Source organism: Thermococcus celer Vu 13 = JCM 8558 (assembly GCF_002214365.1).
Classification (GTDB): Archaea; Methanobacteriota_B; Thermococci; order Thermococcales; family Thermococcaceae; genus Thermococcus; species Thermococcus celer.
The window spans coordinates 677,198-695,842 of the sequence record NZ_CP014854.1 but is presented as its reverse complement, the minus strand read 5'-3'; the positions used below and the strand labels follow the sequence as shown (position 1 = coordinate 695,842).

Genomic DNA, 18,645 nt, shown 5'->3' with positions numbered 1-18,645 from the left:
ATCCTGAGAGTAACCTGTGAACAATACCACTGGGTGAGAACGGATGATGGCTGAGAGACTCCTAAAACCCCGGTACCGCGTTGCGGTTATTGACCTCCAGAAGTTTGAGCCGGAGGGAATAATAGGAGCCTTCAAACGAAAGGGGGCCCATGTTAGCCCGCTGTCGGGAGAACTCGACCCCGGGCTGGCCGTCGATGCCTTCCTCTCCTCGAGCTATGGGGATTACGTCTACGTCCTGAAGTTCAATGGAAGAACGTTTCTCGCGAGGCACACGAAACCCATCGAGGAAAAGAACTGGAAGGCTCCGAAGAGGTACATGGTTCGAGATGAAAGCGGGCTCAGGCGCATCCTCCTGCAGGAGACATCGAAGAGGGCAATGCTCCTGACGGGCGCGTCCGTGGCACTGATCTGGGGAACCGTACTGTGGTTTGTCTGGATGTACCTGAGGGGCAACCCCTTTGCCACGTTCCTGATGTTCTTCCTCGGCTTTCTCCTGACGGACGTGGAAAAGGTCCTCCAATACCTCACCCTTGGCTACTGCCGGGAGTGAGTTCCTTCACCTTCTCCACGACGCGGATGTCCTCGATCCTCGTGAACGGGTACTGGCCGTTCTCGTCCTTTTCTACGGCTTTGACCATGTCCCATACCGTCAGCAGGGCGACGCTCACGCCCGTCAGCGCCTCCATCTCCACGCCCGTTTTGTAGTGGGCGCGAACCTCGCAGGTCGCCTCGATGTAGTCCTCGCCGAACTCGAAGGTAACGTCAACGCCGGTCAGGGGTATCGGATGGCAGAGAGGAATCAGCTCCGGAGTCCTCTTGACGGCCAGGATACCGGCTATCTGGGCGGCCGCTATGACGTTGCCCTTCTTCGTCCTCCCGGACTTTATCAGCTCTATCGTTTCGGGCCTCAGCCTTATCCTGCCCCTCGCCACGGCCTTCCTGAAAACCTCCTCCTTGTGTCCCACCTCAACCATCTTGACGCCCCTTTCATCGACGTGGGTAAGCTCCCGCATATCCTCCACCGGAGCCTAATGGGGCGTTCCCTTAAAAAGACCTCCGACGCCGGGTGAGTGGGGGATGGCAGAGAAAGGTTGACCGATTGCCCGTCTCCTTTTCACTTGAAGGAAAGAATGGTTCAATGAAAATGAAGAAAAGACGAAATCAGCCCTTCGCAACGCCCATCGGGCGCATCCTCGCCACGAGGTTAGCTATCCCGGCCTGATGGACCACGTTCACCACGTTGTCGACGCTCTTGTAGGCACCGGGGGCTTCCTCGGCGACGACCCTCATGCTCGCCGCCCTGACGTAGATTCCCCTCCCCATCAGCTCGTTCCTCAGTTTATCGCCGCGGTACCGCCTCGTGGCCGCGCGCCTGCTTAGTAACCTCCCGGCGCCGTGGCAGCTCGAGCCGAAGGTCTCCCTCATGGAGCCCTCGGCACCGGCCAGAACGTAGCTCGCCGTCCCCATCGAGCCCGGAATCAGGACGGGCTGACCTACATCGCGGTAGGCCCTCGGAACGTCCGGATGGCCCGCTGGGAAGGCCCTCGTGGCACCTTTCCTGTGGACGACCACCTTGACCTTCCTTCCGTCCACCTCGTGCTCCTCGACCTTCGCTATGTTGTGGGCGACGTCGTAGACTATCCCCATCTCCATGTCTTCAGCCTTGCGTTTGAAGACCTCCTCGAAGCTTTCCCTTACCCAGTGGGTTATCATTTGCCTGTTGGCCCACGCGAAGTTCGCGGCCGCTTTCATCGCGCTGAAGTACCTCTGTCCCTCCTCCGTCTGGAAGGGAACGCTGACGAGCTCCCTGTCGGGCCACGGCACTTTGTACTTCCTGTTGGCCTTCTCCATCACCCTGAGGTAGTCGCTCGCCACCTGGTGCCCGAGCCCCCTCGATCCGGTGTGCACCATGACAACGACCTGGCCCTCGTGGAGACCGTAGGCCTTCGCTATCCTCTCGTCGAAGACCTTATCGACCACCTGAACCTCGAGGAAGTGGTTTCCGGAGCCGAGGGAGCCAAGCTGTGGAGCCCCGCGCTGTTTGGCCTTCTGGCTGACCGCATCTGGATCTGCCCCCTCCATCCTCCCGCCTTCCTCGAGGTGCTCGAGGTCCTCCTCCCAGCCGTAGCCGTTATCGACGGCCCACTTTGCCCCATCCGCCAGGACGTCGTCGAGTTTGCTCCAGTGGAGCCTCACCCTTCCCTTACTCCCAAGGCCGCTCGGGACGTTCTTGAAGAGCGTGTCGACGAGCTGTTTGATCTTCGGCCTGACCTCCTCCTCGGTCAGGTTGGTTCTTATCAGGCGGACGCCGCAGTTGTGGACGACTATCCCGTTGGCGATGAAGTTGTGGGCCCTGTGGTAAACCCCGACGTCGTAGAACCTGTCGTAGCTTGGCTTGACTTTCTCGACCCTAACGACCCGCTCGGCCACGAAGCCGCCCTCGTAGCCCCTCTCCCTCGCGAACTCCTCAAAGGTTGGAAAGTCCTCTGGAACGCGCGGCTCTTTTGGACCTTCGTAGACGGCCCTCTCGACGAAGCTGGCGGTTTCCGCCGCGTTTCTCCTCTCCCCCTTAACGCGCTCCTTGAACTTCAGGTAGGCGTATGCTACCAGGCCCTTGGCCTTCTTCTCGAGGTCGTACTCGTAGTTTACCCTCCCGAGGAAGTTCCTGATGCTCTCCTCGCCGACGAGTGCGAGCCGGTAGGTAACGCCTTTCCTGGACCTGACCCTGTAGAGGGTTGTCCTGATTCCGAACTCCGCGAGGAGCTCTCCAATCTCCTTCATAAACTCCACGAGGTTCTCCTCGAGTTCCTTAGCTTTCGACTGGGTGAGGTTTATCGGCAACGGCGTAGTTCCTTTGAACTCGGCGATGCTTCCGTCCGCCGCGAAGAGTCCGGCCAGGAAGTTCCTCTTTACCCAGAGGGGGGCGTCCTTAATCCACCCGGGGACGCCGTAAGCCTTCTCGGTCTTCCTTCCCCGCGGCATCCCAAGCTTCTCCATCAGAAGAGCGAAGGCCCTCGAGGTGACCCTGAGCTCGGCCGCCCCGTAGGAGCCGCTGGTCGTTTCGATGCCGTAGTTCCTCCCCCTGACGTAGAGGTCCGCGTTTATCCCGAGCCTCTCGAGGTCCTTCTTGAGCTCCCTGAGCGTTTCCTCCCTTCCGTAGAAGCTCAGGTAGAGCCTCCCATCCATCTCGCCGAGGTGTCCGTTCCCGAAGGCGAAGCCCAGGATCCTCGCGAGCGTCCCCACCCTCGGGTCCTCCCCGCGGAGCGGTAACAGTCCCCTATCCTTCAGGAAGCGGACCATCCGGGCGTCCTCGCCGTCGAAGTCCCCTTCGCTCAGAAGGATTCCCGTCCCGGGTTCGAACTCAACGCCCTCGAAGGGATAGACGAGAACCTCCTCCCCTTCCTTCACGTTGCCGAGGTGGACGTATCCCTTCGGGGTGAGAACCGGATGGTCCTCGCTCCCCTCGATGACCTTTCCTGACTCGGTGATTATCCTGACGGCGAGCTCCTCCGGCTCCACCTCCCTCTCAGCGACGAAGGCAACCCCCGAGAAGTCGTTGTGGCCCTCGTCAACGTCGTAAACCCTCAGTCCCTGGAGCTTGAACCTCTCCGGCATCTCCTCGACCCTGACCCAGTAGCCGTGCTCCGTTAGAACTTTGGAACCGGGAGCAAGGCAGTTGATGTCGTAGCCGACGCCTCCGGGGCTTATCACGCCCTCTTTGACGTCGAAGGCCGCGACGCCGCCTATCGGGAAGCCGTAGCCCTGATGGCCGTCGGGCATGACTATCGAGTACTTGTAAATTCCGGGAAGCATGGCAACGTTTGCCGCCTGCTCGAGGGTCTTATCGCCCCTCATCTTCTCTATAAGCTGGTCGTCAGCGTAAACCCTGCCCGGAACGCGCATCCTCTCGTCGAACTTCGGGATCTCCCACCTTATCCTGTCTATCCTCTTCAGCGGTACCATTCTCCCACCCCCTCTTAGGTATCCCTAAAATTATTTTAAGCTTTCGAGCCTCAGCCGCCTATCCTTCGGCACGTAGTTTATCAGCCTTCCATCCTTGGCCTTGGCCGAGCCGAGGAAGTAGTCCCGCCAGCGGACTATCACCCAGCCGTGGAGTTCCCGCTCGGTTATCTCAACGCTCTCGCCCGCTAAGTACATCTTCGCCCTCTCATCGTCCAGCTCGACGACGTTTTTGGTCGCGTGCGGCCCCACCAGGAAACTGCCCTCGATGCTGAGCCTTATCCCGTCGCTCTCCACCCTGCCGAAGTACACCCCGTTTCTGTCAGGGCCTTTGACCTCGAGCCGGCAGGGCTTCCAGGCGTAGACCCTGTGGTACCTCCCCCGTATCTCGTAGACGAGCTCGGGCGCGTACCCGTAGTTCTCCATTAGAAGCCTCCTGACGAGCTCGGTATCGTTTGTTTTCCCTATCTCCCCGCGCGGGTTTTCGCTCATCCCTCTCCCTCCGGCTTGGTTATCTTCGCCACGAAGAAGGCCTCGGTGTCGTTGTCGTTCGGGTGTATCCTGAGGGCCTTCCTCAGCTCCTCCGGGTACTCCCTTCCCTCCCACTCCAGAACGGGCTCGCTGGTCTTCACGGGCAGGTCTATCGGTTCGAGCCTCGCGTCCGTCTTCCGAAGGATGTAGTCCACCACCTCCTCGTTCTCGAGCGGGTCTATCGTGCAGGTCGAGTAGACCAGCGTTCCGCCCGGCTTAAGGGCCTTATAAGCCGCCAGAATGAGCCTCTTCTGGACGTTCATGTACCTGATGACGCCCTTCAGCCGCCAGCCCTCCAAAAATTTCCACCTCTTCCTTATCATCCCCACGGACGAGCAGGGAGCATCGAGCAGGATCCTATCGAAGAGGTTCTCAAAACGGCCGAAGTAGGCCCCGTCCCTCGTCGTCACCCGCGCTATCAGAACCCCCATCCTGTTGAGGTTCGCGATGAGGACGTTGGCCCTGCTCAACTTGGGGTCGTTGGCTATTATACACCCCTCGTTTTCCATGTACTGGGCTATCTGGCCCGTCTTCGAGCCGGGGGCCGCGGCCATGTCGAGGACCAGCTCTCCGGGCCTTGGCCCGAGAACCACCGGCGGTATCATCGAGCTGGCCTCCTGCCCGAAGATGAGGCCCAGCCCGTGCTCCGGAACCCTCGCGAGGTTGTCAACGTCGATGAAGAACCCCTCGCGAACCCAGGGGATCGGCTCGAGCTTGAACTCCTCGCTCAGCCTCTCAACCACCACCTCGAGCGGCGCCTTGAGGGTGTTCACCCTTACGCTCTGCCTGAGAGGCTTTATCAGGAACTCCCAGAACTCGTCCGTGTCCTCGAGCATCGAATAGCGCTCGTAAAAGGCCGGGTTTGCCTCCCTTACCCTGTCCCTCGCGCTCATGGGATCACCTCAGATGTCCGGAACCAGCTGGGCCATCCATCTCCCGTCCGGCAGTCTCTCTATCCTCATCTCGTGGTAGGTTATCGCCTTAACCTCCTCCTTCGGCTCGTGCTTGCCGTAGTCCAGCGGCTCCCCGCAGGCCCTGGCCCTTAGTTTGTAGCCCTCACCGGCCTTCTCCACCTCCACATCGAAGTCCCCGAAGACGAGCCCCTCGACGTCGTGGAGCACGAGGAGCTCCTCGAGGAAGTTGTAGAGGAGCGCCATCAGGTCCTCGCCCTCGACCTCGATCCGGCGGCATTCTTTACCCTCCACTTTCCTCACGTCGACCATAACGTCGAAGAGGGCCAGCGCAACGGCCTCAAAGGCCTCCTCGAGCGTTGAGCCGTAGCCCCTGATGCCTATGTCAGCGGTGTGCTCGTAGTGCTCCCACTCCCTCATCCGTCCACCCCCAGAAGGATCGAATTAAGGCCCTCGGCGAGGGCAACGGCGTGCAGTTTTCTGTCCGCGGTGTAAAACTCCTGGGCCGATTCGTACCTGGCGGAGGCTATCTGGAGCGCATCCGCCTGATATACGTGGTGCTTCTCGATGAGCTCCCAAGCGGTGACCAGGAGCATCGTGTGTACGGGGACCAGTTTCATTATCCCCAGGGCCACCATCCTCTTGACGTCCCCGAGGAGGGCCACCTTTAGGCTGTTGAAGACGTCGTCCTCCATATCCCCCCGCCTTCTCTTTCTGTCGAGAACGCCGACGGCCTCCCCCAGGTTCCAGGCGCTCATTATCAGTACCACCCTTTTGGAATAGGCATCCCGAAAGAGCCTCTCAACCTCTTCCGTGCCTTTTTCCAGGACGTACCTCTTCAGCAGAGCACTGCTATCCAAGTAAACTCTCCTCGCGTTCATCCCTCATCTCCCTCAGCACCTTTGATGTCTCCTCTCCGCGGAGCTTGACGGGCTCAACCCAAAGGGGGACTTTGGACTCGTCAACGTCGATGAGCTCGCCCACAACGTAGTTCATTATCGCCTCCTCGAGTAGCCTGCTCACTTCCCTGCTCTCCTCCCTGGCGAGTTCTTTGAACTCCCGCCACAGCTCCTCGTCTATGTAAACGCTCGTCTTAACCCTTCCCATGTCACCACCCATAGGTAATTACCTACATTGGTATATAACGCTATCGAAACCGTTAATTAGACCCGAGCCCAAAGGTCGGGGGGTGAGTGCATGAGGGAGATAACGCCTCGGAAGATAATCGAGATGAAGGGGAAGGAAAGGATAGCGATGGTAACGGCTTACGATTATCCGTCCGCGCTCATAGCCGACAGGGCCGGAATGGACATAATCTTCGTCGGTGACTCCCTTGGGATGGTCGTTTACGGCGAGGAGAACACCCTGAACGTCACGATGGAGCAGATGGTCTTCCACACCCGCGCCGTTGCCCGCGCGGTTAAGAGGGCGCTCGTTTTGGCGGACATGCCCTTCGGGAGTTACGAGGTGAGCGTTGAAGAGGGCGTCAGGAACGCGGTCAGGCTCATAAGAGCGGGGGCAGATGCCGTCAAGATAGAGGGCGGCTACGACCACCGAAAGCTTGTGAGGAAGCTCGTCCGCATGGGCATCCCCGTTATGGGGCACACGGGTTTGACGCCTCAGAGGTACCTCCGCCTCGGAGGTTACAGGCTTATGGGCGAGACCGAGGAGGAAATCGAGGAGATACTCCGCGACGCCAGGGCGCTGGAAAAGGCCGGTGCCTTCGCCGTCGTCCTTGAGTTCACGCTGGCAGACGTCTCCAGGCTCGTGACGGAAGAGGTGTCGATCCCAACCATCGGAATCGGCGCCGGGCCGTACGTTGACGGTCAGGTTCTCGTCTGGCACGACCTCCTTGGAATATACGAGAACGTGCCCCCCTTCGTCAAGAAGTACGCCGACATCGGCGGGATGATACGACTCGCCCTCGAGAACTACAGGGAGGACGTGAAGGGGGGGAAGTTCCCGGCGAAGGAGCACTACTGGGAGTTCCTCGACAAGGACGACTTCAGGAGGAAGGCCGGAAGGGCCCTCGAAAAACTCGAGGAGGATGGGTAGTGCTAAGGGATAAGAGAATCACGGTCGTCGTGCCGGCCTACAACGAGGCAGGGAGGCTTCCGAAGGTCCTTGAAAGGATTCCGGAGTTCGTCGATGAGGTTATAGTCGTTGACGACGGTTCGAGCGACGGGACGTACGAGGCGGCAAGGAAAGCGGCCGAGAGGGACGGGAGGATAGAGGTCATACGGCTGGAGAGGAACTGCGGCAAAGGGTGCGCGATGCGAGAGGGGGTTAAGGTCTCCACGGGCGACGTCGTGGTATTCATGGACGCCGACGGCCAGCACAGACCGGAGGAGATAATCAAGCTCGTTGAGCCGGTGGTCTCAGGGGAGGCGGATCTGGTCTTAGGCGCTCGAAAGGTCAAGGAAGCCGGAAAGCGGCCCATCCAGAGGCGACTGAGCAACGTGATAACGACCCGCCTGATAAGGCTCAAGCTCCGCAGGTACGTCTACGACACCCAGAGCGGCTTCAGGGCCTTCAGGCGGGAGTTCCTCCCGGAGATAGAGGGCGACCGCTACGAGGTCGAGACGGAGATGCTGATAAAGGCCGCGAAGAGGGGGGCGCGGATAAAGGAAGTGCCCGTGAGCATGATATACGACCCGAACAGGGAGGGGCGCTTTGGGTTGAGGGACGTCCTCCGCTTCCTCTGGGCGCTCTTCAGGTTCTGAGCTCGCTCTTCACCTTTACTGCCCCAAGGGTTCCGAGCGTGATGAGGGCAAAGCCGAGGGCGTGGTAAACCGTAAAGCTCTCGCCGAGGAAAAGCCCCAGGCCAATCGCAACCGCCGGGGCGGGCGTTATTATCGCGGTTGCCTTGGACAGGTTGATGCGTTTTATTGACTCGTACCAGACCAGCTGGCCGACGGCGATTATCAGCCCCTCGGCTATAACGAAGGCCGAGAATTCCGGTCCCGTGGTGATTGCAAGGGGTAGAAGCAGGAGGAAGCCGAAGGTGTTTCTAAGGGCCGCTATCGTTGGAGGGCTGTAGGGCAGTCTCTTGGCTATCACGTGGCCGAACTGCCAGAAGAGAGGGACGAGGAGGAGAAGGAGGTCTCCAAGGTGGAGCTCAGGGGAACGTCCCTGGAGTATCACGAGGGCCAGGCCTGCTATGATCGCGAGGGAGTACGCGACAAGTTTCCGGGTTATCCTTTCCCCCAGGAAGAGCCAGGAGAGAACGAAGGAAAACAGGACCTCGCTCCGGGTTATCAGGGCGGCGTTTATGGCTGTGCTCATCCGCGCCCCGAAGGAGTAGGCAAGGTAGGCGAGGGTCGTGCCGAAGAGACCCATGAAAAAGGCGCCCCTGAGGCCTCCCGGATTTTCCCGGATTTCTTCCAGCCTGCCGGAGGCCATAACCGTGAACCAGAGGACGAGTGAGGCCACGAGGGCGGAAAAGGCCGCGAAGCTTATCGGGTTCGAGGGATTGGACTTTATCACCACCGGCTCGAGGCCGTAGATGAAGGTTCCGGTCATCGCAAGGAGTACTCCAATGGATTCTCTTTGCATACGACACCCTCTCCCCGGATCTTAAAAAGTTCATCGGAAGGGACCGGATTACACCGGGCAGAAATTTTTCCAGATATTGTATTTTTCCCAAGACCATGCTGTTGATCCAGATAATGGAAAGTATGGTAACGAAAAAAGGTAACAATAAAACATACGGTCACAATGTTTAAATATTTAATTAACATAAGTTCAAACGGTGTTCGCGGGTGACGGCGACAAGGATGAAACGTGCTGGGGCCGTAGGGTTCACGGTTCTCGTTGTTATGGCCGTTTTGCTTGTCGTGGTGCTGGGGAGCTCCTACAGGTTCCAGGAGAGCGTCGTCGTACGCCCGGGGGAGCGTTACGTCTACGAACTCGACGGCTACTCGTGGACTACACTCCAGTTTACTATAAGATCTACGGGACCCGTGACCGTGTGTATCACTGATGGTACGGGACTTAATGCGCTGTATTCGGGTGGGGAGGCTATATGCCTCTTCAAGGTTGACGGGGCTACCAATGTGGATAGGGTGTGGCGGTTCCCCAAAAACGGTCCGCTGTACCTGGTTGTCATTCCGAAGTCAAAGGAGGGTCCAGTTTCACTCCACCTCAACGTGAAGGGTGGAGTGCGGTTCTGGTAAACGTGGGGAATACGGCGGGCAACCTTTTTGGAAAAGAGCGGCGAAAAGCTTGGCCAACAAACTTTCACAGGAGAAGTTTGATCAAAAGTTTGTGGCTCCTCATCAGGGGGTTGTTATGGGTAGGTTCTGGGTGAAGTTCACATTCCCAACGAAGAATCTTCGAGATGGACCCCTTAAAGGGGTTTACTCTCCCTTGACACCCGAAGGCCGTCCATCAGCCTTTTGGAAAGGCTGAAAGACACCCAAAGGGCGCCAGAACAAAAGTGAAACCTGTTCGGGGATCGGCCTTAATATTAATCCCTTTTCCCTCACCAACTTTAGAGCGCACGCCCTCCGCTCCAGATTTCCAAAAGAGGAGACGTCATCCCCAGAACCGCCTCAGGTAAAGCCTCATCCTCTGAAGGTCGACGGGCCTCATATCCTCGCGCATCCAGTCCGGCAGGTCCTTCTTTATCGACCTCCAGAGCAGGCGGTAGTCCAGCACGATTATCGAGCCCCTCTCCTCCGCGGAACGGTGAACCCGTCCCGCCGCCTGAACCAGCTTCCTGTGGGCAGGGAGGTAGTAGCCGTAGTAACGCCCCTTCCCCGGGAACTTCCTCTCGAAGTACCTTATCTGGGCCTGAACCCTCGGCGTCGGCCTCGCGTACGGTATCCCAACGAGCACGACCCCGTTCATCTCGTCGCCGCTGTAGTCCTGCCCCTCGCTGTTCCTGCCACCCATGACGCCGAGCAGAACCGCTCCCTTACCCCTCGCGTGGGCCTTGAAGCTCGCCACCATCGCGTCGTTTTCCTTTGATGAGGCCCCCTGCTTCTCAATGAACACAGCCTTCCCCGTCTCCTCAAGGCGAACCTGGAGGTTGGCGGAGAGCAGTCCCTGGAGGACTTCGTAGGAGGCCGTAAAAACTCCGACGTTCTTCGGTATCACCATGGCCGCCTCGACGATGTAATCCACCATCCGCCTGTAAACCTGGAGTGAACGCTCGTCGCCCCTCGTCGAGACGTCCTTGGCGACAAGAACCTGGGCGTTCTCCCTCTTCACCATCCGGGGAAACTTCTTCATCCTGGCGTTCTCGATGCCCATGACGTCGCGGAAGGCCTCAAGGGGAGTTAGTGTCCCTGACATGAAGACCGCGCTCTGGACGTTTTTGAGGAAGCCGAGCGCCTTCGATGGGTCCAGCGCCACGAGCTCGAGGCTCAAACCTTTATCTCTGCTCATCAGGAAGAGGTAATCCTCCCTGCCGATAAGGGAGAGCCAGAGGAGCAGGAACTCGCCTATCCTGCCGATGTAGGAGCGCGGCGGCTTGCCCTTCTCTATCCTGTCCTCCCTTATCGCGTCACCGACCGAGATCATGTCGTTGAGCATTCTGACGAGCCTCCTGGTGTCGAGGCGGAGCACCTCAAGGACGTGTGCGAAGATAAGCTCCGGCTGAACAGGGGTCTCCTGGATCTCCCTGTCCCCGAGCTTCTCCCCGTGGAGTATCTCCAGTCCCCGGCCGAACACGCTCAGGAAGTTCGCTATCTCGTGCTCGTTGTACTCATCGGCCTCCTTTATCGCCCTGTTCACGGTGTGTATGCTTATCCTGTCGCTTAAGGCTGAAATCGCCTGGTCCGGCAGGTTGTGGGCCTCGTCGAAGACCACCACAAGGTCGGAGTAGTCGACGTCGAGGGAGCTTACGAAGTTCTCCCGTATCGTTGGGTTGAGGAGGTAGAGGTAGCTGGCCACTATCACGTCGGCTTTTTCCGCCACCCTCTTCGTCAGATCGTAGGGGCACAGCTCGAGGGTCTCCGCGTAGCTCAGTATCTCCGCCGGATGGCTCGGTTCCCGCAGGAAGAACCTCACCACCTCGTCGAACTCCCGCTTTTTCTTCTTCTCGTTCTCGTAGAACTCGCATTTGCCGAGCTTCTTGAGGTTCCTGCAGACCACCATCGCGGTGTAGGCGTCGCTCGTGAACTGGGTGAGGTAGGTGTGAAGGCAGAGGTCCTTCCGGCTCCTCAGCTCGACCCCCGAGACGGGGCTTTTCGCGTTTATCGCCTTCAGTTCCTCAATGACGCGGTCCATCTGCCTGTGCGTCCTCGCCAGGTAGAGAACCTTGTAGCCCATCTCTTTGGCATGGGGCAGTATCCCGGCCAGAACACTCACCGTCTTTCCGAAACCCGTGGGGGCCTCGATTATGGCGTTCTCGCCGTTTTTAACCGCCTCCGAGACGAGCTCTATGAACTCCCTCTGATGGGGCCTGAGGCTTTCGTAGGGAAAGTATTCCGGCGTCGTGGTTTCACCCATGGGAAAGAGTTTTAACGGCTCGCTTTTAACCTTTCTCCCAGGTGAGCGATTTGGAGGAGAGGGACAAGAGACTCATCGAGTACTCCGTGGAAGCGGTTATAATGGCCTGGCTCGCGTACCTGTTCTTCTACCAGAACTTCCTGCTTTACAGATGGCACCGCGGGTTGCCTTTGCCGTCAAGGTGGCCGTTTGCACTACTTGGAATCGTCACGGGGGGCATGTTCCTCTGGTACGAGTTGGTGAAGCTCGAGAGGGAGCTTGAAACGGAGGGCGAAACTCGTCCCCCGGTGGCCCGGTCGATTGCCCCCAACGGCGGGGAAAAGGAAGGTGGCGAAGATCCCGGTGATGGGGAGGACGGGGACGTTACGGTGAAGAAGGGAGGATAGCCTTAACCTCGTACCTTCCCCTTACATCCACCCCCTGAAAATCCTCCTTGGCAACCTCCAGGACGTCCTTTCCTATTTCGATTATGGCGCTCCCGTTCGGCCCCTCGTGTTCTATCCCACTGACGACGTCGTTCTCCACGGATATCGAGAACCTTTCGCTTCCGCCGTTGCCCACGAGCCTGAAGGAAGGCTTCGCCAGCTTCAACCTCACGTACCTTATCACGTGGGGCAGGAGTGAGGGATCCAGGTCGCGGAGGACGAAATCCAGTGGAGAGCCAACGATTCTTGGGGCCACGCTTTCATAGCTCTCCGCCATTCTGGCCACGGTTTTGCCCGATTGGAGCGCGAGAAAGCGCAACTTCCCCTTCAACCGCCGTTCGCCGGGGATATCCGCCGATGCCCTGGAAAGAAGGGTTCCATCCCCGGCCGCGAAGGAGAGTATGAGGAGCCCCCGCTCCCCCTTCATAACGTAGGTGGCGAAGGGCTCGCCGAAGGTGAACTCGAGGACGCCATCGAAATCGAATCTGGCAAGTAACCTTTTGAAAGACAGGCTGACGAGGGTTCTCTCACCGCTCGAGAACACGCGGGCGCGGTACGGAAAGGAGAGAAACAGCTCCTCGGGTTTCCTGGCGATTTCTACCATGGCCTTCCAGTGGCCCGAGAAGGGCACCTCTGCAACCTCTGATTCCATAGGGCGCACCCTTGTACATTCCCTTCACCTGGAATACTCACACCGGTTTTTAAAGTTGGTGGAAGAAAAGGGGAATTAAAGCTTGAAGTTCGGTATCTCCTCGAGAACCCTGACCATCAGCTTGACGCCGGCGTCGACGTCGCGCCCGTCCACAACCTCGGCGTTGGAGTGGATGTAGCGGGCGGGAACGCTTATCGCACCGGTCGGAACGCCGGCCTTGTTCAGGTGTATCGCACCCGCGTCGGTGCCACCGCCGAGGAGGATGTCCCACTGGTACGGGATCTCGTGCTTCCTGGCCAGCTCCTCCATCCAGCGGACTATCGTCGGGTGGCAGATCACGGAGCGGTCCATTATCTTTATCGCGGTTCCCTTGCCGAGCTGGGTGACCTGCTTGTGTTCTGGAGTGCCGGGAACGTCCGCCGCTATGGTGACGTCGATGGCGAAGCCGTAGTCGGGGTCTATCCCGAAGGCAGAGACCCTCGCGCCGCGGAGCCCCACCTCCTCCTGGACGGTCGCCACGAAGTATATGTCGGCGTCGCTCTCTTTAAGCTCCTGGGCGGTCTTGACGAGGGTGTAAACCGCTATCCTATCGTCGAAGGCTATGCTAACCATGCGGTGCTTTCCGAGGCGCTCGAGCCTCCCGTCCCAGGTTATTATCGTGCCTATCCTGACGCCCATCTCCTCTGCCTCTTCCCTGCTCTCCGCTCCGACGTCGATGAAGACCTGGTCCCACGTCGGGGCCCTGTTCCTATCCTCCGGCTTCTGGATGTGGGGCGGGACGGAACCGCCTACGCCGTAGATGAACTCACCCTTGTCGAGCCAGACCTTGAAGCGCTGGGCTATTAGAGTCCTCGGGTCGACTCCGCCGACGGGCGCAACCCTGAGGAAGCCGTTCTTCTCGATGTGGTTCACCATGAGGCCTATCTGGTCCATGTGCGCCGCGAGCATAACTTTTGGACCGTCACCTTTCTTGTGGGCAATAACGTTGCCGAGCTTGTCAACCCTTATCTCGTCAACGTAGGGCTTGAAGGCCTCGATGACGACGTCTCTAACGCCAAGGAACTCGTACCCGGAGACGCCGGGCGCCTCGACTATCCTCTTGAGAAGCTCGTAGTCCACCATTCCGATCACCTTCCGTTTAGATTATCATCTGAATGGTTGGAAGCTGGATATTTAAGGTTTTAGGTTTCTGCAGATACCTGTTTGTAATTCCCCGTTTTATAGCCCTCAGCGAAGCTACTTAAGCTATTTTTCTTTTTTGATAACTTCCAAAATCCCAATTGCCAGTCCAATCAAGAGGGTGAAAACCCCAACACCCTCCCAGCGCCCCGATGGCTCCAGCATGATAAATCCACCAAATAGCATTATCATAATCCCCAGAAGCATCATTTTAATAGACTCGTTGCTCATTTTGCCTCACTAAGGAGTCTGTTTCATTTTTTGGATATAAATCTTTTTTGATTTCATCTCGGAGTTAAGTTCGCTGGAAGTTCAAAGTTCAGGGATGTTCAAAGTTTGCGAAGGGATTTTCCCTCTGGGAATCCCCGGTATGTGGGGTTGTAAGCCCGAATGGGGGTTGGAAACGGAAGATGTGGGGAGTTTCCGTTCCCCCCGAAAGCCCTCCAATGAAGCCTGGGGAGGGAAGGTTAACCGGTAACGATGTTTACAAAAGTCACGGCTAACCAGAACGGTTAAACTCTCTCCCACTCGCAAACTTTTTTTAGTTTATGGGGCAAGTCCATCCATGTTGCTGAAGCTCCCGGTAATCGAGTGCACCTTTCTCGAGAGACTAAACCGCTTCGTGGCCCTAATGGAAGTCGATGGTGAGGTCAGGAAGGCCCTCGTCACGAACACAGGCAGGCTGGAGGAGTTCATGGTTCCCGGAAGGAAGGCCTTCTGCACGCCAAAGAGCGGTGGAAAGACTGACTTCGTTCTCGTTGCCTTCGAGGACCTCCACGGGAGGGGGGCGATAGTAGACACGCGAACCCAGGCCAAGGCCTTCGAACGGGCGGTGGAGCTCGGCCTGGTCCCGTGGCTAAGGGACTGCAGGATAAGGAGAAAGGAGGTAACCGTCGGGAAATCGAGGCTCGATTACCTCTTCGAATGCCCCTCCGGAGGGGTCTACGCCGAGATGAAGAGCGCGGTCCTTCGCGGCGGCGATAACGGGGAATACGCAATGTACCCCGACTGCCCGAGCGTCAGGGGGCGGAAGCACATCCGTGAGCTCATCCACCTCTCCAAGGAAGGGAAGAGGGCAATGATATTCTTCGTGGGCGCGCTCCCGGGCGTTGAGAAGTTCCGGCCTTACAGGGGGGGAGATCCAGAGATAGCCCGGCTCCTCCTCGAGGCCAGAAAGGCAGGCGTTGAAATCCACGCCCTCGGCCTCTCCCTCCTCCCGGACGGACGGGTCGTTCTCGATAGGCCGAGCCTCGAGGTCGAGCTTGAGGCGGATTAGGAGGATTTTTAAGGGCATCCCCGTAGTTACAACGGGAAAGACTCGGGTGATGAAGATGACCATAGTTGATGTTAGGATCCTCGTCGAAGGTGCGAGCGACGTTGAGGTGGTAAGCAAAGCCCTCCAGGGCCTGGCCCTTGGGAGCGAGTACAACGTAACGATTTCCTCCATAATTCCGACCACTAACATCGAGATAGCGAAGAGCGCGGCCGCCGGTGCGGACCTCCTGATAATAGCGACCGACGCCGACCGGGTTGGAAGGGACCTTGCCGAGAGGCTGTTCAGCGAGCTCGGGGAGATGGTCGGGCACGTCGAGAGGATGAAGCTCCCCCTCGGCCACGATCTGGAACACGTTGACGTCGAGCTCGTGAGGAAGGAACTGAAGAACGCCCTCATCAGGGCCGGGCTGAAGAGCCTCCAGATACTCCCGGAGTACATGGCGCTCAGAAACCAGCTCCTCGACCTCAAGGGACGCTACGATGGTCTCGTTGAGGAGTACAAAAAGCTCAGAGGGGAGTACGACGCGCTCCTGAGGGCCCACGAGGAGCTGAAGGAGGAAAACGAGAAACTGAAGGAGGAGAACGAGGGGCTCAAGGCGCTCCTTGAGAATTCAAAGAACGTGTACACAATTGAGGAAGCCTGGAAGTCCCTCTTCCCGGCGGAGCCGGTTCCCGATGAGGGATACATCGGAAGGGCCGTCGAGAGACTCGGTCTGGCCGGCAAGGTGATAGTGGGGCAGGGCTACATCTTCGCCGAGGACAAAGCGCTCGTCGATGAGCTCCTCAAGACCGTGTACCTCAGCAGGGTCATAAAGGAGGAGCCCCTGAAACCGCCCAGGCCACCAACCGAGGAACCACAAAATCCTGAGCCGGAGGCTGGAGAGGGGCCGGATATAGTGGAGAACCCCGAGGTAAGGCCCGAAGACATCGAGGAACTCCCGAAGGGACTGTGATATGGGCATCGACGAGACCCTTGAGGAGTACGAGACCTACCTCGACCTCGAGGGGAAGAGCCCGAACACGATAAGGATGTACTCCTACTACGTGAGGCGCTACCTCGAGTGGGGCGGAAAGCTCAACGCCCGCTCCGCCCTCCGTTTTCTGGCGAGACTCAGGAGAGAGGGCTACTCCAACAGGAGCCTCAACCTCGTTGTCCAGGCGTTGCGCTCCTACTTCCGTTTCGAGGGCCACGAGGACGAAGCTGAGAAGCTCAAACCCCCAAAGGTTCCGAGGAGCCTGCCGAAGGCCCTGACCAAAGAAGAGGTTAGAAGGTTGCTCTCGGTGATACCACCAACGAAGAAGCGCGACAGGCTTATACTTCTCCTCCTCTACGGGACGGGGCTCAGGGTGAGCGAGCTGTGCAGCCTCAAGAGGTCCGACGTCGACTTCGAGCGCTCGCTCATAGTCGTCCGCGGCGGCAAGGGCGCGAAGGACAGGATGATCCCCGTTCCGGGTTTTCTGATGGAGGAGATAAAATCGTACCTCGAGACGAGGAGCGACCCCAGCGAGTACCTCATCGTCGAGGACAGGCGGGAGAGGAAGGATCGGCTCTCCACCAAAACCGTCTGGTACCTCCTCAAGAGGTACGGTGAAAAGGCGGGGGTAAAGGTGACTCCCCACACCCTCCGTCACAGCTTCGCCACCCACATGCTCGAGAACGGCGTGGACATAAGGGCCATCCAGGAGCTCCTCGGCCACTCGAACCTCTCGACGACGCAGATATACACCAAGGTAACCGTCGAGCACCTCAGGAAGGCCCAGGAGAAGGCGAGACTGATGGAGGGCTTAATTGAGTGACGGATTCCCGATAATGGGTTCTGAATAATCTGAACAGGAGACAAAGGTAAAAATCCAGGGGAGAAATCACAGCGCGCCCTTCTTCCTCAGCATCGCGAGGTAGCTCGTGAACGCCCCGGTGGAGATGGTGTCTCCAAGGCCGACGGTCGAGACCGGGTTCTTGACGAGCCTCGTCGGGATTATAACGACCTTGTACTCCCTCGTCCTCAACCGCCTCTTCGCCTCCTCGAAGCGGAGCTTCACGAACTCGCCGTGCTCGTTGTAGGGGACGTTCATCCCGACCCTTACGTCCTCCGGGCTCCTGAGGTCGCCGAGGGAGGCGCGGGAGGCGGCAAGGGTCGTCGCGAGCTCGAGACTGCTCCTCAGCTCGTCCTCGCTCAGCGGGTTGTCCGAGTGGGTGATGTACATGATGTAGTAAATCGTGTGTATCTGGAGCACCTCGAGGTTCATCTCGTCAACCAGGATCTTGCCGCCGAGAACCGTGTCCTCTATGCGGTTGTAGGTGAATATCCTGTCCGCGAGCTTGGAGTAACCGAGGGCGTTGAGGACGTGGGCTATCTCCGCCTCGTCCATGCCGACGCTGTCCACCAGAGGGAAGAGGTTGTAGATGACCTTCTTCCTGAGCTCGCGGTTCTGTATCGAGGCGAACTCGAGGTGAACCTTGACGTCCTTCTCGCGCTTGAGCAGGAGGATGTCCTTCTTAGCCTCCCTCAGGTAGTGGTTGGCGTCCTTCCCGTCGGAATAGCGTAGCTTTATGCCCTGATAGCCCGAGAGAATCGCACCATCGACCTCGAGGCCTATCTCCGGCAGGAAGGGCTTCAGCTCGGGCTCGGTGTATATCCTTATGCTCTCGAACCTCGCGGCCACTATGAACCTCCCGGAGAAGGGAACCTCGACCGTCTCGTTCCCGAGTTTGAACCTCGTCCCGGCGCGGAACTCGAAGATGCGGTTCACCTTGAGCGGATCCCCCTCGCGGTATGCCTCGCGCGGGTGTTTGAAGGTTAGCCTTCCGTCCTCGACGACGGGGTAGAGGAGGTTCGGCTTATCCACGAACATCTCGGCCTGCTTCCTCGCGAGGTGGGGCGTGTAGACGATAACCTTCCTGAAATCGAGGTTCGCCAGGATGTTGGCTATTATGCCCGCCTGACCGCCCATCCTCTCGACGTCGTAGTTGAAATGGGAATCGAACCAGCCGTGGAGCTCCTCGTTGACGAGCGGAACCGCCATGGGCTTGCCCGTCTTCAGCGCGTGAACCAGTCTCGCTACGAAGTCAAGGGGCTCGTCTATCTCCCTTGGATACTCCTCCATTCTTCTCCTGACCGCATCGGCCCCGAACTCGTCGATGAGCCTCTGCACGGTCTCTCCGTTGAGGTAGGTTATCGCGTCCACGTTCGTGTTGTACGCGGTGTACATCGAGAGTTCCCTCGCCTCGTCGAGGAGCCTCATTTGTATCACCCTA

General features: G+C 58.5%; 21 protein-coding genes. 8 read left to right on the top strand and 13 right to left on the bottom strand.

Translation table 11 applies throughout. The annotated features are described in order from the left end of the window. Positions 1 to 43 precede the first annotated feature (43 nt). Complete coding sequence (locus A3L02_RS03845) at positions 44 to 550, top strand: hypothetical protein (RefSeq protein ID WP_088862706.1); 507 nt, start codon at positions 44 to 46, stop codon at positions 548 to 550. Here A3L02_RS03845 and moaC read toward each other — a convergent pair. The 7 genes from moaC to A3L02_RS03810 form a co-directional block, all read right to left on the bottom strand. Further along, positions 525 to 1,013, bottom strand: coding sequence for a cyclic pyranopterin monophosphate synthase MoaC (gene moaC, locus A3L02_RS03840; protein WP_088862705.1), 489 nt, complete (start codon positions 1,011 to 1,013; stop codon positions 525 to 527). The genes A3L02_RS03845 and moaC overlap by 26 nt on opposite strands. A gap of 148 nt (positions 1,014 to 1,161) precedes the next feature. Continuing rightward, entirely contained in the window at positions 1,162 to 3,963 is a 2,802-nt protein-coding gene (locus tag A3L02_RS03835) for an RtcB family protein (RefSeq protein ID WP_088862704.1), read from the bottom strand. A gap of 30 nt (positions 3,964 to 3,993) precedes the next feature. Next, positions 3,994 to 4,452, bottom strand: a complete 459-nt coding sequence (locus A3L02_RS03830) for a methyltransferase RsmF C-terminal domain-like protein (RefSeq protein ID WP_088862703.1) — start codon at positions 4,450 to 4,452, stop codon at positions 3,994 to 3,996. Further along, complete coding sequence (locus tag A3L02_RS03825) at positions 4,449 to 5,384, bottom strand: tRNA (cytosine(49)-C(5))-methyltransferase (RefSeq protein ID WP_088862702.1); 936 nt, start codon at positions 5,382 to 5,384, stop codon at positions 4,449 to 4,451. The genes A3L02_RS03830 and A3L02_RS03825 overlap by 4 nt, the downstream gene beginning before the upstream one ends. Positions 5,385 to 5,393: 9 nt before the next feature. Next, positions 5,394 to 5,822: an archease gene (locus A3L02_RS03820; RefSeq protein ID WP_088862701.1), complete on the bottom strand. Its 429-nt coding sequence runs from the start codon at positions 5,820 to 5,822 to the stop codon at positions 5,394 to 5,396. After that, complete coding sequence (locus A3L02_RS03815; RefSeq protein WP_088862700.1) at positions 5,819 to 6,283, bottom strand: type II toxin-antitoxin system VapC family toxin; 465 nt, start codon at positions 6,281 to 6,283, stop codon at positions 5,819 to 5,821. The genes A3L02_RS03820 and A3L02_RS03815 overlap by 4 nt, the downstream gene beginning before the upstream one ends. Then, positions 6,255 to 6,509, bottom strand: a complete 255-nt coding sequence (locus tag A3L02_RS03810; RefSeq protein ID WP_054834125.1) for a ribbon-helix-helix protein, CopG family — start codon at positions 6,507 to 6,509, stop codon at positions 6,255 to 6,257. The genes A3L02_RS03815 and A3L02_RS03810 overlap by 29 nt, the downstream gene beginning before the upstream one ends. A gap of 90 nt (positions 6,510 to 6,599) precedes the next feature. Between A3L02_RS03810 and panB the strand changes: the two genes are divergently transcribed. Both panB and A3L02_RS03800 read left to right on the top strand, forming a co-directional pair. Then, a complete protein-coding gene (gene panB / locus A3L02_RS03805; RefSeq protein ID WP_088862699.1) occupies positions 6,600 to 7,457 on the top strand; it encodes a 3-methyl-2-oxobutanoate hydroxymethyltransferase in 858 nt (285 codons plus the stop codon). After that, a complete protein-coding gene (locus A3L02_RS03800) occupies positions 7,457 to 8,125 on the top strand; it encodes a glycosyltransferase family 2 protein (RefSeq protein WP_088862698.1) in 669 nt (222 codons plus the stop codon). The genes panB and A3L02_RS03800 overlap by 1 nt, the downstream gene beginning before the upstream one ends. Here A3L02_RS03800 and A3L02_RS03795 read toward each other — a convergent pair. Next, on the bottom strand, positions 8,115 to 8,957 hold the full coding sequence (locus tag A3L02_RS03795) for a DMT family transporter (RefSeq protein ID WP_088862697.1): 843 nt from the start codon (positions 8,955 to 8,957) through the stop codon (positions 8,115 to 8,117). The two genes, A3L02_RS03800 and A3L02_RS03795, sit on opposite strands and share 11 nt — an antisense overlap. A 206-nt stretch (positions 8,958 to 9,163) precedes the next feature. Here A3L02_RS03795 and A3L02_RS03790 point away from each other — a divergent pair, with 206 nt between their 5' ends. Beyond that, a complete protein-coding gene (locus tag A3L02_RS03790; protein ID WP_237268636.1) occupies positions 9,164 to 9,577 on the top strand; it encodes a hypothetical protein in 414 nt (137 codons plus the stop codon). Between the two features lie 361 nt (positions 9,578 to 9,938). Here the strand turns inward: A3L02_RS03790 and A3L02_RS03785 are convergent, their stop codons facing one another. Next, complete coding sequence (locus A3L02_RS03785) at positions 9,939 to 11,858, bottom strand: helicase C-terminal domain-containing protein (protein ID WP_088862696.1); 1,920 nt, start codon at positions 11,856 to 11,858, stop codon at positions 9,939 to 9,941. Positions 11,859 to 11,899: 41 nt separating this feature from the next. On the opposite strand from A3L02_RS03785, the gene A3L02_RS10325 reads away from it, so the two are divergent. Continuing rightward, on the top strand, positions 11,900 to 12,244 hold the full coding sequence (locus A3L02_RS10325) for a hypothetical protein (RefSeq protein WP_204247218.1): 345 nt from the start codon (positions 11,900 to 11,902) through the stop codon (positions 12,242 to 12,244). Here A3L02_RS10325 and A3L02_RS03775 read toward each other — a convergent pair. From A3L02_RS03775 to A3L02_RS10190, 3 genes are all read right to left on the bottom strand, one after another. Next, positions 12,222 to 12,935 carry a hypothetical protein gene (locus A3L02_RS03775; RefSeq protein ID WP_088862695.1) on the bottom strand — a complete coding sequence of 238 codons (714 nt, stop codon included), beginning with the start codon at positions 12,933 to 12,935 and terminating at the stop codon, positions 12,222 to 12,224. The genes A3L02_RS10325 and A3L02_RS03775 overlap by 23 nt on opposite strands. A gap of 75 nt (positions 12,936 to 13,010) precedes the next feature. Then, complete coding sequence (locus A3L02_RS03770) at positions 13,011 to 14,057, bottom strand: M42 family metallopeptidase (protein ID WP_088862694.1); 1,047 nt, start codon at positions 14,055 to 14,057, stop codon at positions 13,011 to 13,013. A 123-nt stretch (positions 14,058 to 14,180) separates the two neighbouring features. After that, positions 14,181 to 14,345 (bottom strand): hypothetical protein, encoded by a 165-nt coding sequence (locus A3L02_RS10190; RefSeq protein ID WP_157895730.1) that lies wholly within the window; start codon positions 14,343 to 14,345, stop codon positions 14,181 to 14,183. A gap of 334 nt (positions 14,346 to 14,679) precedes the next feature. On the opposite strand from A3L02_RS10190, the gene sfsA reads away from it, so the two are divergent. The 3 genes from sfsA to xerA are packed head-to-tail and all read left to right on the top strand — an operon-like array spanning position 14,680 to position 17,186. Next, entirely contained in the window at positions 14,680 to 15,390 is a 711-nt protein-coding gene (gene sfsA / locus A3L02_RS03765; RefSeq protein WP_088862693.1) for a DNA/RNA nuclease SfsA, read from the top strand. A gap of 55 nt (positions 15,391 to 15,445) precedes the next feature. Then, positions 15,446 to 16,342, top strand: a complete 897-nt coding sequence (locus tag A3L02_RS03760) for a toprim domain-containing protein (RefSeq protein ID WP_088862692.1) — start codon at positions 15,446 to 15,448, stop codon at positions 16,340 to 16,342. A gap of 1 nt (position 16,343) precedes the next feature. Next, positions 16,344 to 17,186: a site-specific tyrosine recombinase/integron integrase gene (xerA, locus tag A3L02_RS03755; protein ID WP_088862691.1), complete on the top strand. Its 843-nt coding sequence runs from the start codon at positions 16,344 to 16,346 to the stop codon at positions 17,184 to 17,186. Between the two features lie 66 nt (positions 17,187 to 17,252). On the opposite strand, the gene pfkC is transcribed toward xerA, so the two are convergent. Further along, on the bottom strand, positions 17,253 to 18,632 hold the full coding sequence (gene pfkC, locus A3L02_RS03750) for an ADP-specific phosphofructokinase (RefSeq protein ID WP_204247217.1): 1,380 nt from the start codon (positions 18,630 to 18,632) through the stop codon (positions 17,253 to 17,255). Positions 18,633 to 18,645 lie beyond the last annotated feature (13 nt).

Bases quoted from the DNA above. Each gene is read 5' to 3' on its own strand.
- pfkC (WP_204247217.1), bottom strand. From the start codon at position 18,632: ATGAGGCTCCTCGACGAGGCGAGGGAACTCTCGATGTACACCGCGTAC.
- A3L02_RS03760 (WP_088862692.1), top strand. From the start codon at position 15,446: ATGACCATAGTTGATGTTAGGATCCTCGTCGAAGGTGCGAGCGACGTT.
- A3L02_RS03795 (WP_088862697.1), bottom strand. From the start codon at position 8,957: ATGCAAAGAGAATCCATTGGAGTACTCCTTGCGATGACCGGAACCTTC.
- A3L02_RS03785 (WP_088862696.1), bottom strand. From the start codon at position 11,858: ATGGGTGAAACCACGACGCCGGAATACTTTCCCTACGAAAGCCTCAGG.
- A3L02_RS03775 (WP_088862695.1), bottom strand. From the start codon at position 12,935: ATGGAATCAGAGGTTGCAGAGGTGCCCTTCTCGGGCCACTGGAAGGCC.
- A3L02_RS03810 (WP_054834125.1), bottom strand. From the start codon at position 6,509: ATGGGAAGGGTTAAGACGAGCGTTTACATAGACGAGGAGCTGTGGCGG.
- panB (WP_088862699.1), top strand. From the start codon at position 6,600: ATGAGGGAGATAACGCCTCGGAAGATAATCGAGATGAAGGGGAAGGAA.
- moaC (WP_088862705.1), bottom strand. From the start codon at position 1,013: ATGCGGGAGCTTACCCACGTCGATGAAAGGGGCGTCAAGATGGTTGAG.
- A3L02_RS03770 (WP_088862694.1), bottom strand. From the start codon at position 14,057: ATGGTGGACTACGAGCTTCTCAAGAGGATAGTCGAGGCGCCCGGCGTC.
- A3L02_RS03820 (WP_088862701.1), bottom strand. From the start codon at position 5,822: ATGAGGGAGTGGGAGCACTACGAGCACACCGCTGACATAGGCATCAGG.
- A3L02_RS03845 (WP_088862706.1), top strand. From the start codon at position 44: ATGATGGCTGAGAGACTCCTAAAACCCCGGTACCGCGTTGCGGTTATT.
- A3L02_RS03835 (WP_088862704.1), bottom strand. From the start codon at position 3,963: ATGGTACCGCTGAAGAGGATAGACAGGATAAGGTGGGAGATCCCGAAG.
- A3L02_RS03830 (WP_088862703.1), bottom strand. From the start codon at position 4,452: ATGAGCGAAAACCCGCGCGGGGAGATAGGGAAAACAAACGATACCGAG.
- A3L02_RS10190 (WP_157895730.1), bottom strand. From the start codon at position 14,345: ATGAGCAACGAGTCTATTAAAATGATGCTTCTGGGGATTATGATAATG.
- sfsA (WP_088862693.1), top strand. From the start codon at position 14,680: ATGTTGCTGAAGCTCCCGGTAATCGAGTGCACCTTTCTCGAGAGACTA.
- xerA (WP_088862691.1), top strand. From the start codon at position 16,344: ATGGGCATCGACGAGACCCTTGAGGAGTACGAGACCTACCTCGACCTC.
- A3L02_RS03815 (WP_088862700.1), bottom strand. From the start codon at position 6,283: ATGAACGCGAGGAGAGTTTACTTGGATAGCAGTGCTCTGCTGAAGAGG.
- A3L02_RS03825 (WP_088862702.1), bottom strand. From the start codon at position 5,384: ATGAGCGCGAGGGACAGGGTAAGGGAGGCAAACCCGGCCTTTTACGAG.